We start from the raw sequence: 14,583 nt of genomic DNA, 5'->3' as shown, positions 1-14,583 counted from the left end.
GTTTCATGGAGAGTAGTACGATCTCACTACTGTAATTGGATGCACGATAAACCATGTTTAATCAAACCTTTTATTCGTCACTTATACGCCGTATCGCCATTGTCGGTTCAGGCCTCTCCGGGCTGACCGCCGCTATCCAGCTGCGCGGTCTCGGCCATGACGTTACGGTCTTCGAAAAAAGCCGGGGACCGGGTGGCAGGCTCGCTGCGAAGCGGGTAACCGGCGGATCAGCAGATATGGGCGCGCAATACTTCACCTCCCGGAACCCGGATTTCCTGCCGTTTCTCCATAAATTTGCCGGCCCTGAAAGCTTCGGACCGTGGGAAGGACGGTTTGGTTTCCAGACGAATGCTGATAAATGGGAGTCCTTCCCTGAGGAGACCCGTTACGTCGGTATTCCCCGCATGACAGCGATTACCCGGGCCCTGTCCGGACACGCTCACGTTGTTACCGAGACACGCGTTGCCAGATTGGCCCGAAACGACCAGTCCTGGTCGCTCTTTTCCACCGCCGGCTCGCACCTCGGGGATTTTGATGCAGTTATCGTTACCGCGCCTCCGGCACAGGCTCGGGATTTGCTGGCGGACAGCGGCCTCGACGCTCTGGCCTCCCACCTGGACGAGCCGGTGAGCCGGGTTCTGCCATGCTGGGCCGTTGCCGCCCACTTCCCGGTATCGCCCTGGCCGCATCACGAAGGCATGCGCTGCAAGCACCCGGCGCTGTTCTGGGTGGCCAACAACTCCAGCAAGCCCGGTCGAGACGACGAGGGCCAGTGGTGGGTTTTGCACGCCAGCCCAGCCTGGACCGAAGACAATGTGGATACACCAGCCGAGGAAGTGGCCGAAAAACTGTTGGCTGCGTTTCGTGAAACGACCGGCTTCGATACCGGTCCGGACGAAGTGGTTACCCATCGCTGGCTCTACGCGCGTTCTGAAGGCGGAGAACACCCTGGCCATCTATGGTTCCCGGATTACAAGATCGGGCTCGCAGGCGACTGGCTCAGTGGCGGCCGGGTAGAAGGCGCGTTCGACAGTGCCTGCGGACTGGTTGCCGAACTGACGACCGCTCCCACTACTCAGTGAGAGACTCCTGGTTACCGGTGGTCACATCGGGCCGGGTATAGAAATGCGTGATGGTGCCGTCACTGAACTTGCTGAAGAAGGCGCTGACGTCGGTGATCTTCTTCAACGACCGGGTGCGGAGGATAGGTTCGCGCACGAGCACCTTGATGCCGTTAAAGTTGTCCTGAATGTTCGAGAAGCGCGCCCGCATCGAACAGGTCACTACCTGGGCAGGGCTGAGAGAAAGCTCTTCGGCCAACCATGCGCTATGACGTTCGATCCCCCTGGCTGAGAGGTCTTCCCGGGTATCCAGATGGTTCAGTTTCACCCGGTTTACAATGCAGAACGAGAAACTCTTCGGGTGCTTGCGGGCCACTTTCCGAAACGCCTCCCAGAAGAAGTTGTCGGTCAGTTCTGCAAAGTAGGCCATGTCGCTCAGGCAGGTATCCACCCATTCAAAGTTCTCCGGGTCATCGAGCACTTCGTTAATCGCTTCCCGAAGCAGCCAGTCAAAGCCCAGCGCGGTCTTGTGGGCGTAAACCTTGCGGTACATCTGGTGGCGACTGTAGACAAAGTCCTCGAGCGCCCCCAGTCCTTTCTGGGTTATGGCCAGCCCCAGCCAGGGTTCGGACACATCCCATCCAAAACGCAGGTTGCTCAAAAGGTGGTCCAGGTTGAAACCGCCGATGGTTACCGAAGAGTGGAAGCCGTCCCGCAGCATGTAATCGGCCCGGTCAGCGTCAATTTCGCCGGATACAATCGATGACAACAGATCCATCACCAGCCCGGGTATGTTTTCGCTGAGCGGTGATCCCGCCGCGGCATCCTCTCCCGCAATAAAGGCCCAGAATGTGCGGGCGTGACGACAGAACGTCTCACTGGGTTTTACCTCTGTCGTTTCCATAATTCCGATAACGTCCCGCGCGAAAAGCCCGGCACTTTCCAGGTCCACCGCCATGAGCACATCGTGGGCGACACGCACGGAATAATGCTCGTGTTCCAGCTCATCGGGTTCTTCCGGGTGATAGGCGGAATAATCCACGCCGCGCCACAGATCCCGGAAGCGGCCGGGACGGGACATCAATTCCCGGATGCGCCGGGCCTGGGTGAACTGATGCGAAAAACTTGAATGCCCGCTGTCATGCAGAAGACAGCCCAACCGGATGGTTTTGGCCAGATAGTCGATGGCGTCGAGCTGGCTCAGGCTCAGGTCGGTTTGCTCGCTGAGCTGGCGCTCCCTGAGGTAGGCGTCGATCATCGAGCGGAACATGCGCGTGCCCACATGCATCACACCAATACTGTGCAGAAAGCGGGAATGGGTTGCGCCGGGAAAGACCAGGCTCAGGATGTCGTTCTGGCAGATGTTTCGCAGTCGCTGGAACAGTGGGTGATCAATCACCTGGATCTCGTGCCGGTAAAGCGGAATGCCTCCGTGAACCGGATCCATGATCAGCTTGTCATAGGCTCCGAGTAGATCGTTTACGGCACGTCGCATCAGATGGAATCCTCCGATTTCATGAACTTGGCCTTGTTATATCACAGGGGCGTGCCAGAATAGGCTTAATCAAGCCAATTTATCGTTTATCGCTGGTAGTTTAGGGCAGTCGCCATGACCTCGCGCACCGAGCGCATACTTATAATAGACGCCGATGAAAAGGCCCGTACGGATCTCGCCCGTTACCTTGAAGCGAGGGGGTTCTACGTGACCGGCTACCGGGATCTCGCCAGCGCCAAGGCGCTTTTTGACGATAACATTCCCGATGTCATCTTTGCAGACCTGCCTCCGGAGTCCATCCGGGATCTCGCCAATCGCCTGGAAGAAGCCGAAACATTCACGCCGATCGTCGCCTGTTCGTCCAGCGAGTCCAGCGCCGATGTGGTCAGCGCCCTCAGGGCCGGGGCGGCGGATTTTGTCCTCAAACCCTGCAACGACGACAAGGGCGCACTGGACGACGTTATCGGGAAATTGTTCGACCGGGTCCGGGTCAACCGGCTGAATCAGCTTTACCGGCAGGAGCTTGAAGAGGCAAATCGTGACCTGCGGGACGGCATCGCCGAGCTGCGGGCAGACCAGCGTGCCGGCCGAAAGGTCCAGTTACGGATGCTTCCGGAGCACGAACAGGTGATGAGTGGCCTGCACGTGGACCACATGATCAAGCCATCGCTCTACCTGAGCGGTGATTTTCTGGATTACTTCCGTATTTCCGACGACAAGGTTCTGGTGTACATCGCCGATGTCTCCGGCCATGGCGCCAGTTCCGCGTTTGTAACCGTATTGCTGAAGAACCTGACCAACCGCTTGCAGCGAAACCTTCGCCGGGGCTCCAGTGAAGATATCCTGTACCCGGACCGATTCCTGGAACGCATCAATTCCGAGTTGCTGGATACCGGCCTCGGTAAACACGTAACCGTATTCGTTGGCATTATTTCCCTGAGCGAACGTAAATTGAATTATGCAGTCGGCGCCCATTTCCCGATGCCTATCCTGTCCTTTGAAGGTGGGGAGGCTGCGTTTCTCGAGGGAAGCGGGCTTCCGGTAGGGCTGTTTGAGACGCCGGAATGGGAAGTGTATGAGGTTCCCCTGAACAAACCGTTTCATCTGACCCTGTTTTCGGATGGAATTCTGGAAGTTATCCGGGAAAAGGGACTGGATGAAAAGGAGCGGACACTACTTGAACTCGTATCGGGAGGTCGTCACACTATCGCCTCTCTGAACGAGGCTCTGCATCTGGAACAGATCACAGAGCTGCCGGACGATATCGCTATCGTATCGGTAACTGATACCATTAACGGATCAGATAACACCCCGTCGAATTAGTGGCAGTGTGAAACATGGCTGGTTACAAGATCCTGCAAGCTGAAAAACAGGGCATCTATGTCCTGAAGTTTATTGGGGAAATCCGGCTGAACCTGTGTTCGACGCTGGACAATCTGGTTGAGTCCATCACCCAGGACCCGGAGTTCAAGACCGTGGTGATCGACCTGACCGAGACCGAGATTATCGACAGCACCACACTCGGACTGCTTGCCAAGATCGCCATGGCGGCCCAGAAACAGAGCAACTTCCTGCCCACACTTATTTCGACCAATCCCGATATTACCCGCATTATCACTTCCATGGGTTTCGACAAGATCTTTATTATTGTGCGAGAACCCGCGTCCCGAATTGAAGAGCTTGAAGAGATTCCTGTACTCAGGGCCAGCGAACAACAGGTTCGAGACAAGGTTCTTGATGCCCATAAAGTGCTGATGGGCCTGAACAGCCGAAACAGGGAAGAATTCAAGAATCTGGTGCGCGCTCTGGAATGTGAAGAGCCCGGTTAACTGCGCCACCCTGGTGCGACATGGCCGGTATCACACCTGATCTGACAGAACGGAAGAACTATGTCTGAACAATCGACGCCCCGGAACACTGAGGCAGCCGCGCCAGTACATGATGTGGCGGTTCTGGGCGGTGGCAGTTTTGGTACTGCCATGGCCAAGGTGCTGGGTGAAAACGGTCACCGTGTTCATTTCTGGATGCGTGGCAAAGCCCAGGCCGAAGAGATCCGCAGCACCCGAATCAATAGCCGCTACATGCCAGGCATTGAGCTGACCGGTGACATTCAGCCCACCACAGACCTGGCGGACGCTGTCAGCAAGGCCGAGATCGTCTTTGTTGCCATTCCGAGCAAAGCCTTTCGGGCCGTTATCCGCGAGAACAGCGACAAATTCCGCGACGAGCAAATTGTCATCAGCCTCACCAAGGGGATTGAAGAGCACGGCTTCAAACTGATGAGCGAGATTCTGCAGGAAGAGATCCCTCGTTGTCGTACTGGTGTGCTCAGTGGCCCCAACCTGGCTGGTGAAATCGTAAACCGGGATCTGACCGCCACTGTTATTGCCGCCAAGGATCCGGATGTACGCCGCTCGGTTCAGGACCTCCTTGGGTGCGAGTATTTTCGCGTTTACGCGAACGTGGATGTGTATGGCGTGGAACTCGCCGGGGCACTGAAGAACATCTATGCGATTGTTGCAGGTCTTGCCTCCGCCCTTGAAATGGGTGAGAACGCCAAGGCCATGCTGATTACCCGCGGTCTTGCAGAGATGAGTCGGTTTGCCGTCAGCCTTGGCGCCAACCCAATGACATTCATGGGGCTGGCGGGTGTCGGTGATCTGATCGTGACTTGCACCTCATCCAAGAGCCGGAACTTTCGAGTGGGTTACGCCGTTGGCCAGGGCCAGAAACTGGACGATGCCGTGGCGGAGCTCGGGCAGGTGGCCGAGGGCATCTATACCCTGAAGCTCGTCAAGCAAAAAGCCGAGGCCATCGGGATCTATATGCCACTGGTTCGTGGGCTTTACGAGATCCTCTATGACAACGCTTCAATCAAGGCGGTCATCAATAGCCTCATGATGTCGGTCCAGAATTCCGACGTAGAATTTATACTGCCGCGGACCATCAGCCAGTAACAGGCCCGCTGAACCGGGACCAGGCCGGAAAGGAGAGAGCCCTTGCAACTGCTCATCATGCGCCATGGGGAAGCTGGCTGGCATACGCTGGATCAGGAACGTGAACTGACAGAGGCCGGGCGGCTTGGCGTGGCTGAGGTTGCCGCTCGCATCGCGGAGTCGCCCTGGCGCCCGAAGCTGGTCTGGAGCAGCCCCTATGTGCGTGCCAGGCAAACGGCGGCGATCGTCTCCGAAATTCTCAATTGTCCCGTTGAAGAAAAGATGTTTATCACTCCGGACGACGACCCGGCAGCCTGCCTTGATGCATTGATTGAGCATCACGAATCACCCCTGTTGATCGTTTCCCACATGCCCCTGGTGGGAGGGCTTGCCACGCTTCTGGTTGACGCACACCGCCGGGGCATTCCGTTCATGACCTCCCAGGCCGTCATGCTGGATATGCCAGTAGTCGGCCCCGGTTGCGCTGACTTGAAAGCCCAGTTTCTGCCCTGATATCGCCAGTAAGTAATTTCTGAATCCTCAAATCCGAGCCCGACTATGTACAGCTTTCCAATCGACTACGTGGAGCCGGTCTTCCGGCCTCCCAGTGAAGCCAAGTCACTGATCCTGCCGGTCACCAACGGCTGCTCCTGGAATAAGTGCACGTTTTGCGATTAGTAGAATTAAATTTCTGTACTAAAAACCCCTTAAAAATCCCCAATAGCTCCTAATCCGCACTTTCTTTTTTTCTTTAAGCACACTATAGTGCTATTAAAAATATACTACAAATACGAGAAAAATGTGCTTAATAGTGTTTGTGTGGAAGCGAACATCAGAATGGATAACACCGGACTCCAGGTCAGTCTTCCGGTAATCGTGACGCACGATGGCCTGCTGAGAAGTTATCTGGACTATTTGATCGTCCATCGGAATAAGTCACGGAGTTGGAAAGACAGAAGCGCCTTCGCAGTCCGGCTTTTGATCGATTACACGAAGCAAAATGAGGGCTGCTTCGATAAACCTTATGAACTTTTTCGAGAGTTTTCCAACAGCCTTTACACGGGAACGATTGGCGAGGACGGTAATGACCCCAGTTGGTTGCGCTGGAAACCACGCTCAGATAACGATGCGGCCTTTTTGATCAAGCTCATTACAAGTTACACCGACTGGTTGGCTCGCCAACACGAAGAAAAAAAATTCCAGATAAACCCGAAGGTCAAACCAACTCGTTACGAGGAATGGATGGGGTTGGCAGCCCACTATCAGAAAAAGCGCCGTGCCTTTTTATCCCATCTTTGGGCAAACAATCCGGATCCCTCTTATTCTCGATATGTCATGCCCAGGAAGGTTTCTGGCTCTAAGGGTACCGAAAGCAAGAAAAGTTTTCCGGAAGGACGGATTGATGATTTGCTTTGGGATGGATTCGTTCGATACGGCTTCGAGACCAGCGATAGGATTCATGAGCGGCTCGACCTAAAAAATGTACTGATCACGATGCTGATGCACTATGGAGGGCTGCGCCTTAGCGAATGCTTTCACCTTTGGGTAGAAGACATTATCCCCTGGGAAGATGGAACGGCGCTTGTAAAAGTCTTTCACCCCGACAAAGGAAAAGTCGGTCAGAACAGCCCAAGCAGGCGAGAAGAACTGCGTCAGCGGTTCGGCCTAAAGCCGCGATTCGAGTACCCGAAATCCCACACCCTGCATGCGGGCTGGAAAGATCCGAAAGAAGACAATGAAAATAGGCACTTCTTACAGGTTTGGTGGTTTCCACAATCTGCGGGCGAAACCTTCAATGAGTTATGGCGGCTTTACCTGACCTATCAGCGGTATTCGGACGATGACAATCATCCGTTTGCGTTTACAACACGCACTGGGGCTCCTCACTCGATCAAAGGCTACAACCAGTCGCTCAAAAGAGCAGTAGAACGAATCGGCCTGCCATTCTCAAAAGAAGCTGGAACGACGGCCCATGCCCATCGTCACTCATACGGGCAGGCGTTGTCTGACGCCAAATCCAGCTCCCTGATCATTAAAAATGCTCTCCATCATAAATCGATAGAAAGTCAGCAAGTATACACCGAACTGTCCGAGAAACAGATGCGAGCGCACTTGAAGAGGCTCTCACCCGAACAGCACTCGATATCTGCCATTTCGAAGGGAATTTCACATGACGACTAAATACGCCACCTACGCCGAAGCGTGCGAGGCCGCGCAGAAGTTGGGTTTTAAGACGGCGGCAGAATACCAAAAGGGCTATAAGGAAGACGACAGGCTGCGAAGAATGCCGGACAAAGCCTACCCAGATGAGTGGGTAAGCTGGCCTCATTTTCTCCGTAATGCACAACAAAAATACATTACCCTCGACGAAGCGTCAGCGGCCGCACGGGCGCTGGGTTTGATGAGTCAGAAAGAATACTACATGGGGTATAAAGATGACCCCAAACTGCCGAGTAGCCCCGAACAGTCCTACCCCAATGAGTGGGTGGGCTGGTACGAGTTTTTGGGTACAGAGCGTCCGGTTGAGAAATACTCCACCCTGGCCGAAGCATCAGAGGCCGCGCGGGCGCTAGGTTTCAAGAGCCAGAAAGAATACAACACGGGGTATCGAGACGATCCCAAGCTCTCGCGCACTCCCCAGCAGTCCTACCCCGATGAGTGGGTGGGCTGGTACGAGTTTTTGGGAACAGAGCGTCCGGTTGAGAAATACGCCACCGTGGCCGAAGCGTCACAGGCCGCGAGGGCGCTAGGTTTCAAGAGTTCGAAAGAATATCGGGCGGGGTACCGGGACGATCCAAAGCTTCCGCACCTTCCCCAGCAGTCCTACCCGGATGAGTGGGTGGACTGGTGCGAGTTTTTGGGAACAGAGCGTCCGGCTGAGAAATATGCCACCTTGGCCGAAGCGTCTCAGGCCGCGCAGGCGCAAGGTTTCAAAAGTATAAATAAATACCAGGCGGGGTATCGGAACGACCCCAAGCTGCCGGGTCGCCCCGACCAGGTGTACGCCGATGAGTGGGTAGGCTGGTTTAGCTTTTTGGGAAACGAAAGCGCGTTCGATCCAGAATTACTCACCGTTTATCCGAGGTTCTGGGAAGCAATCCAGAGATATGTGGAAGCAGGGACCAACCAAAACACTAAATACTATCAGTTAAGAGCCTTCTTAAAAGACGTTGTTGCGAAGCAAAACCTACCTGACAATCCCGGCGCCATGCTGTCGAAGGACATACCGTTCAACGAACGCATTTATGAGGCGTTCGTCCAGTCGACGGGAGATACCCAAAAAAGGACAAGGCACAACATTTGTGCGGATTTCTTTGACTGGGCTTTAGACACCTATTGTTCCGATGAGGACGATGAGGGCGTGCTGCTTCTCTTGCCAGGATATCGCAACCCATTGCGGACCGTTCTCAAAGGCTACTTGGACCAGTTGCCAACCATAAGACGCAGCGAGTCCAACAAACCGCCGCTCCCAATGGACTCTATCGTCCGCGCCAGAAAGCATCTGATTCCTTCGGAGATCAAATCTTTCCGCGATCTGCATCAGTTACATTGCTTTTTGGAGGACTGCTGGTTTGAGTGCGATCCCGAATTAATTGATGAGACCGATCCAAACTGCATTTATCGGACCGTGACTAAGGATCGTAGAAAGTCGGATGGTGAGCGGTATTTTGAGGAGGCCGTCGAACTCTGGTCGCCGGTCAAGGTTGTGGCGAACTACATGTTGTTGTCGATGCCGCTGCGCGGGCAGCAAATCTGTTGGCTGGACAGTGGCGAGGGCGACGAGATCATTCCTGTCTGGCACGACGGTGAGGTTCGATGGGTCAAAAATACCAGTCATCTTGCCACTCCGAAGCGCAACCAGGGCTTCCTGCGAAGAGGCGAAGACGGGGAACTGAGTTCCTACATCACGACGAACAAAACCGGAAAGAAACTCGGGGGCTACAGCGTGCCCTATATGCCCGATGACCTGGCCTACTGGGTGATCCAATTACGGGAATGGCAAGCCAAGTACAACCCAATCGAAAGGTTAACCCCTTGGACTGCAATCAAACTTCGACAAAAAACTAACAAGGACATCCTCAAGAGAAGGGGGACGCAGGCGTTTTTGTTTCGCGATCCGGCTTCGTTGGCTTGCGAAGACAAAGTTTCGCCCATGTTCACGACAACCGCCTTCGCACGCACCTTGCCTGCGTTGCTATTCTATAGCCAGAAACTAGGGGAAGACCTCGCTGAGAAAATTGAGAAAAAGAACAGTGTGGAGTACAAGAGCCAATTTACCCCCCACGCTCTGCGGGTCAGCCTGATTACGGCGTACATTGTCGATGGGGGAATGCCCATCACTGTGATCTCAAAGTTGGTTGGCCATGCGTCACTCGTAATGACAATTTACTACACGAAAGTTGGCCATAGCCTGATGCGAAAGGAGTTGGCTGCTGCCGAGAAACGGGCGATCGAACAAAGTCTGGACCGCTACCAGGACCTCATCATCCAGAAGAAGATTGATGAGGCTCGACCAGAGCTCATTGCCACAGATCGAACCACTCTGGATCAGTGTTTGAATTCGGACTGGCCGGCCGCCGCCTTTCAATTGATGAGTATCGGAATTTGTCCCGTGGGCGGAGCCAAGTGTGACGAAGGTGGTGAACCATTGGTCGAGCGGAAGGCCGAGGCTTTTTACGCGCCGGTTCCCAGTGGCTATCTGGGAACGAGAAACTGCCCCCGATGCCGGTTCTTCATCACGGGCCCAGCTTTCCTTGGGGGCTTATCGGCCATCGCCAACGAAGTCATTCTCGAAATTAACGTCATCCGCAAGGAATACCACGAGCTGGAGGAACAAAGGCAGGCGTTCGATGACGAGCGGTACGATGCCGAGAGTGCAGGCAAGGTGTTTGGGAACGCAAGAAAACTCAAAAAAGTCACTGCTGCTTACGAAGAAAAAGCCAAAAAACTCGACATGCTGGCGTGCGACCTCCAGCACTTATACCGGCTCATCACTCAATCTACGGCACTCTTGAGCAAAACTGAGACGGATAAACAGCAATTGATTGTCAGCGAAAATTACGTGGAAATGGGCATGCATCTGGAAGAGCAGCAAAGCGATTTCAGGCTATTGGCTGAAGTTTGCGCGAACGCCGAAATCTACGAAAGCGCGAGTGCGTCCAGAGCACAGCCTTTGCTCAGTCAGATGTTAGATAAACTTGCTGACACCAATGGGATCGCTCCGGCAATGTTCAGGCTAACCGAAGACCAACAGCTCAAGGCTGCCAACCAGGTTGTTCAATTGCTTATGAAGGAAACAGGGAATGACTGGCACCTTGCTGACAGGTTGGTGAACGGTCAAATCTCGCTGGAAGACCTGGCTGAACCATTGAGATTCGCTGACATACGCAAAGAGATCGAATCGGTCATGAATGGGTCTCTGAAATTCGCGTTAGGAATCGAGAGCTGCCATGAGTGATCCAAACGAAGTCTACGAGGCGGTACTGAGCCAACTAAAAAGCGCTCGCTCAAGAAAATCCCTGGAAGCACTGCATGAGGTCTGTCAGGAGCATCATAGCTCGGGTGCCGTTGATTTTAGAATCGCAACGATTGCCAAGCTCGGCGATAACCGTGGGGTTCCGAGTGCTCAAACGATCCGGAATAAAACGGGCGAACCGTATCGAGCTTTGATTGAAGCATGGCAGGCGCTTGGCGATCAGAAGAAAAAAGAAATCAAAGGTCGCATGACGCCGTCTGGGAAATATGATTGGGTGGATGATCTGGGAAACCCGACTCACCGTTACCTTGTCCTCGATTTGATTGCGCAAGTGCGTCACCTGAGAGCCGAAAATAAAGGGTTTGCGTCGATTAAAAAGCTGGAAATTGACTGCCGTTCCGGTTCGGAAGTTGCGGTTGAATCACAACTTCCAAATTTCCTGAGTCATGAGTTGGACGCACTGAAGGAAGCGATTTCTGATGAGTTCCTGATGCGACAGGGTTGGGTTCGAGGGGAACGTGGAAGTATCAAGGACCAAAACGGCAAGGTGATCTTCCGTAATGGCTTCGTTGACATCATTGAAAAAGTGCTGAGTTTAAAGCATGTCTAATGGACAAGAGAAAGCTCGCCAGAACCTCGTTGGCTTCCAACGCTGGGCGGCCACGCAAACGGACGAGGATTTTGAGCAAATCGTTCACCGGGGCCAGTTAAACCGTGGCGAGCTAGCGAAAGCCATTGGCATCGGCAAAAGCGCTCTGCGTCAGAATCCAGCCATCAAGGACGCACTGGAAACGTTAGAGCAAGGTCTACGTGAGCGGGGTGTACTGCCACCACTTACTCAGGAGGCTTCGGTTCAGAGGTCTCAACCTAAACGCTATGATCCCACGGTCAACCAGAAAGCTTTGGAGTCCCGGCGTCTCTCGGCACTGGAGCAGGAAAACATCGAGCTGAAAGCTCGTGTGGCAACCCTCGAAGCCAAGCTCAAACGTTACGGCGAGCTATCGGAGGTACTAACCGAGTTCGGGGTAGCGCCCGATGCATGAAGACTATTTTCGTGTTACCAGCTGCCAACACAGTGGCTCAAAGTATACGATCTTCACAGGCATCCCCATCAAAGCCGACAGTTACAAAATCAATTCGGGCAAATACATTGTCAGCATCCGATGCGAAAACCAGTCTCTACCGATCCAGCCTTCGGTGGGGCAGCAGTGGCGGGTTCGCGGCCAGCGGGCCCTTGAGGCCGTCCAGGCGGGCGATTATGAGCTTCAGCAGCATCTGTATAACGATCCGGCTGAGATGGAATGCACGCTGCCGGAAACGGGTGAAGCGCTCATTCGCTTCATCGCTACCGAGAAAGCCTTCACTGGAATTGGTGAGTCGAAAGCTCGCGCCCTCTGGGAAGCCTTCGGGAGCGACCTGCACTCGTTGCTCCAAACGGACACGGAAGAGCACAGAGAGTGTCTTAGAGACGTTCTGAGCGACGCATCAATTGAAGCCCTGTATAACGGCTACGCCAAGTATCGGAATCTCGCACACGCGAACTGGCTCGCTTCACTGGGCATTCCGCTGCGTATTCAGCAGCGTATTCTCAAATATCACGATGAGCGCACTGTCGATATCCTAAAAGCCAATCCCTGGGCTCTGCTGGGCTTTGGGATGCCGTTCGCCGACATCGATACGATGTCCGAGCAATTGGGCTTTGAGAAATCAGCTCCGGTGAGGCTCGCAGCTGCCCTGGAAAGCGCAATCCGCAGGCAGGTCGAAAAAGGTCACACCTACGCAACGCATCAAGTTTTAAGGCCCGAGATCATAAAGCTTCTGGGCGATAAAGACCTGGTTGCCGAGGTCTTTGCCAATGGCTATCTCAATGGCCAGTTCATTCTCAGGCCACAGACCGGCACCTATCACCCGACTGCACAGATAATAATGGAATCGGTGGTCGCCAAGCGGCTCAAAACACTGGCAACCATCACGGACGAAGATGAATCCGTTTTCAAAGCACTGACCGAAGCCGCCCGGGAGTTGCCTTACGATCTTACTGAGCATCAACTGGAGGCGGTTGAATCCAGTCTCACCAACGGTGTGTCCTGCATTACGGGCGGTGCCGGTACTGGAAAAACCACGGTGCTTCGGACCGTATTAAAGGCTTACGCCGCACTGGGCTATGAAATACACGCCGTGGCGTTGTCTGGGCGGGCTGCCATGCGACTGCACGAAAGCATCGGTTTTTTCACCATGACGATTGCTCGCATGTTGCGGGAGGAGCCGATCTCACCCTCTCTGGTTCAGCCCAAGCACCTCTTGGTTATCGACGAAAGCAGCATGATCGACCTGCCGACCATGTACCGGATCGTCACGCACCTTGATCCGTCGGTACGTATTATTCTGACGGGCGACCCAAACCAACTGCCGCCCATAGGCTGTGGCAAAGTCCTCTCAGACATAATCGAATCTGGCGCAGTTGCCAATGTTGAGCTGAATATCGTGAAGCGTCAGGAAGGCTCAACGGGTATCCCTGAATACTCTGCCACCATCAACCGGGGCGATGTTCCTCCATCGTTATCATTTGGTGCAATCACGTTCCACGAGACGCCTCCGGAGCGTGTAGTCGATAAGTGCAAGACCCTGTATGCCGAATCCGCTCACAATACCCAGATTATCGGTGCAACGAAGGCCCTGGTTGGCGAGTTAAACCTGGAATGTCAACGGCTAATCAATCCAGGCGGCCAGAGGCTGGAGTTCAAGCTGCATGGGGATGATTTCTTTATTGATCTGAGGGTAGGCGACCCGATCCTATTCACTAGGAACAACTATACTGTCGGCATCCAGAACGGATCTCTTGGTGTCCTATCCTCAGCAGACCGCGCTTTTCAAGGCGACCAGGAGACATTTGGTGTCGTAACTCTGGATACCGGAGAGGAGATAGACATCACCGAGGATGTGTTCGACTGCATGGAACTTGGCTATGCGATCACGCTCCACAAGGCTCAGGGTAGCCAGTTCCCAAGAATTATCGTGGTAGTACAGAAGGGCCGCATTTCCGACCGAGCATGGCTTTACACCGCGATTACCCGCGCCGAGGCAGAAATCCATATTGTTGGGCAAGTTAGCGATTTCGAGGTAATAACAAAAGCGGAAAGCCATGCGAATCGGCGAGCGAGTTTTTTGAGAGAACTACTGACAGAGAGGAAAAGGGATTCGGGGGTTGTCTGACAGAGCACTACCCCCTCATCGCCGGTCGCGGCCAATGGGGCCTCAGGCTGTGCCGCATTTCCAGCTTAGCGGATCATCCCTGGTCCTTAAATACCTCTGGTGAATCGCCGCTTGCGGCGAGAAGGCAGAGCCCTGTTCCTGTTCATCAAATTGTGTTCATGAAAGCACTTGAAGCGATCCAAAACGTTTGTTTCTAAACAAAAGCGAACATTCGCCGCACTCCCAATTCCAGGCTTTACGCCCCTTAAACGGGTAAGCAACGCCCCATCAAGAACTTGGCAAACGATCAAAAGGGCTGACGGTTCCAGCACGTCGATCGCCAATGACATGCGTGTAGATTTCTGTCGTTCGAATGTCGCTATGCCCAAGAATTTCCTGAACCGTCCTGATATCGCTCCCCGA

Annotated in this window: 12 protein-coding genes and 1 pseudogene; 11 read left to right on the top strand and 2 right to left on the bottom strand. The window is 54.1% G+C overall.

Going from position 1 to position 14,583, the window contains the following annotated elements; all coding sequences use genetic code 11:
- Positions 1 to 53 precede the first annotated feature (53 nt).
- Positions 54 to 1,082 (top strand): NAD(P)/FAD-dependent oxidoreductase, encoded by a 1,029-nt coding sequence (locus AC13E3_RS18705; protein ID WP_482902336.1) that lies wholly within the window; start codon positions 54 to 56, stop codon positions 1,080 to 1,082.
- Here AC13E3_RS18705 and AC13E3_RS18700 read toward each other — a convergent pair.
- The gene (locus AC13E3_RS18700) at positions 1,072 to 2,556 is read right to left on the bottom strand and encodes an HD domain-containing protein (protein ID WP_092032525.1); all 1,485 of its coding nucleotides are present in this window, start codon (positions 2,554 to 2,556) and stop codon (positions 1,072 to 1,074) included. The two genes, AC13E3_RS18705 and AC13E3_RS18700, sit on opposite strands and share 11 nt — an antisense overlap.
- A gap of 114 nt (positions 2,557 to 2,670) precedes the next feature.
- Between AC13E3_RS18700 and AC13E3_RS18695 the strand changes: the two genes are divergently transcribed.
- The 10 genes and pseudogenes from AC13E3_RS18695 to AC13E3_RS18650 all read left to right on the top strand — a co-directional run bounded on the left by AC13E3_RS18695 (position 2,671) and on the right by AC13E3_RS18650 (position 14,181).
- Entirely contained in the window at positions 2,671 to 3,879 is a 1,209-nt protein-coding gene (locus AC13E3_RS18695) for a PP2C family protein-serine/threonine phosphatase (protein WP_008171644.1), read from the top strand.
- A gap of 14 nt (positions 3,880 to 3,893) precedes the next feature.
- Positions 3,894 to 4,385, top strand: coding sequence for an STAS domain-containing protein (locus AC13E3_RS18690; RefSeq protein ID WP_008171643.1), 492 nt, complete (start codon positions 3,894 to 3,896; stop codon positions 4,383 to 4,385).
- A gap of 60 nt (positions 4,386 to 4,445) precedes the next feature.
- Positions 4,446 to 5,513 carry an NAD(P)H-dependent glycerol-3-phosphate dehydrogenase gene (locus tag AC13E3_RS18685; RefSeq protein WP_008171642.1) on the top strand — a complete coding sequence of 356 codons (1,068 nt, stop codon included), beginning with the start codon at positions 4,446 to 4,448 and terminating at the stop codon, positions 5,511 to 5,513.
- Between the two features lie 42 nt (positions 5,514 to 5,555).
- A complete protein-coding gene (locus tag AC13E3_RS18680; RefSeq protein ID WP_053115346.1) occupies positions 5,556 to 6,005 on the top strand; it encodes a SixA phosphatase family protein in 450 nt (149 codons plus the stop codon).
- A 45-nt stretch (positions 6,006 to 6,050) separates the two neighbouring features.
- A pseudogene (locus AC13E3_RS18675) lies at positions 6,051 to 6,167 on the top strand (radical SAM protein); the annotation flags it as partial.
- 90 nt (positions 6,168 to 6,257) lie between these two features.
- A complete protein-coding gene (gmtY, locus tag AC13E3_RS18670) occupies positions 6,258 to 7,673 on the top strand; it encodes a gamma-mobile-trio recombinase GmtY (protein ID WP_323053715.1) in 1,416 nt (471 codons plus the stop codon).
- Positions 7,663 to 10,950 carry a gamma-mobile-trio integrase GmtZ gene (gene gmtZ, locus AC13E3_RS18665; RefSeq protein ID WP_138437834.1) on the top strand — a complete coding sequence of 1,096 codons (3,288 nt, stop codon included), beginning with the start codon at positions 7,663 to 7,665 and terminating at the stop codon, positions 10,948 to 10,950. The genes gmtY and gmtZ overlap by 11 nt, the downstream gene beginning before the upstream one ends.
- Positions 10,943 to 11,578, top strand: a complete 636-nt coding sequence (gmtX, locus tag AC13E3_RS18660; protein WP_127332577.1) for a gamma-mobile-trio protein GmtX — start codon at positions 10,943 to 10,945, stop codon at positions 11,576 to 11,578. Before gmtZ ends, gmtX begins: the two co-directional genes overlap by 8 nt.
- Positions 11,571 to 12,011: a VPA1267 family protein gene (locus AC13E3_RS18655; RefSeq protein WP_127332576.1), complete on the top strand. Its 441-nt coding sequence runs from the start codon at positions 11,571 to 11,573 to the stop codon at positions 12,009 to 12,011. The genes gmtX and AC13E3_RS18655 overlap by 8 nt, the downstream gene beginning before the upstream one ends.
- The gene (locus AC13E3_RS18650; RefSeq protein WP_127332575.1) at positions 12,004 to 14,181 is read left to right on the top strand and encodes an AAA family ATPase; all 2,178 of its coding nucleotides are present in this window, start codon (positions 12,004 to 12,006) and stop codon (positions 14,179 to 14,181) included. Before AC13E3_RS18655 ends, AC13E3_RS18650 begins: the two co-directional genes overlap by 8 nt.
- A 267-nt stretch (positions 14,182 to 14,448) precedes the next feature.
- Here the strand turns inward: AC13E3_RS18650 and AC13E3_RS18645 are convergent, their stop codons facing one another.
- Positions 14,449 to 14,571: a hypothetical protein gene (locus AC13E3_RS18645; protein ID WP_482901970.1), complete on the bottom strand. Its 123-nt coding sequence runs from the start codon at positions 14,569 to 14,571 to the stop codon at positions 14,449 to 14,451.
- Between the last annotated feature and the right edge of the window lie 12 nt (positions 14,572 to 14,583).

It is taken from the genome of Marinobacter sp. L-80 (assembly GCF_056859395.1).
The sequence above is the reverse complement of the archived record's forward strand: the minus strand, read 5'-3'. Positions and strand labels throughout refer to the sequence as shown.

Coding starts and splice junctions, on each gene's coding strand:
- AC13E3_RS18705 (WP_482902336.1), top strand. CDS start 54: ATGTTTAATCAAACCTTTTATTCGTCACTTATACGCCGTATCGCCATT.
- AC13E3_RS18700 (WP_092032525.1), bottom strand. CDS start 2,556: ATGCGACGTGCCGTAAACGATCTACTCGGAGCCTATGACAAGCTGATC.
- AC13E3_RS18695 (WP_008171644.1), top strand. CDS start 2,671: ATGACCTCGCGCACCGAGCGCATACTTATAATAGACGCCGATGAAAAG.
- AC13E3_RS18690 (WP_008171643.1), top strand. CDS start 3,894: ATGGCTGGTTACAAGATCCTGCAAGCTGAAAAACAGGGCATCTATGTC.
- AC13E3_RS18685 (WP_008171642.1), top strand. CDS start 4,446: ATGTCTGAACAATCGACGCCCCGGAACACTGAGGCAGCCGCGCCAGTA.
- gmtZ (WP_138437834.1), top strand. CDS start 7,663: ATGACGACTAAATACGCCACCTACGCCGAAGCGTGCGAGGCCGCGCAG.
- gmtX (WP_127332577.1), top strand. CDS start 10,943: ATGAGTGATCCAAACGAAGTCTACGAGGCGGTACTGAGCCAACTAAAA.
- AC13E3_RS18655 (WP_127332576.1), top strand. CDS start 11,571: ATGTCTAATGGACAAGAGAAAGCTCGCCAGAACCTCGTTGGCTTCCAA.
- AC13E3_RS18650 (WP_127332575.1), top strand. CDS start 12,004: ATGCATGAAGACTATTTTCGTGTTACCAGCTGCCAACACAGTGGCTCA.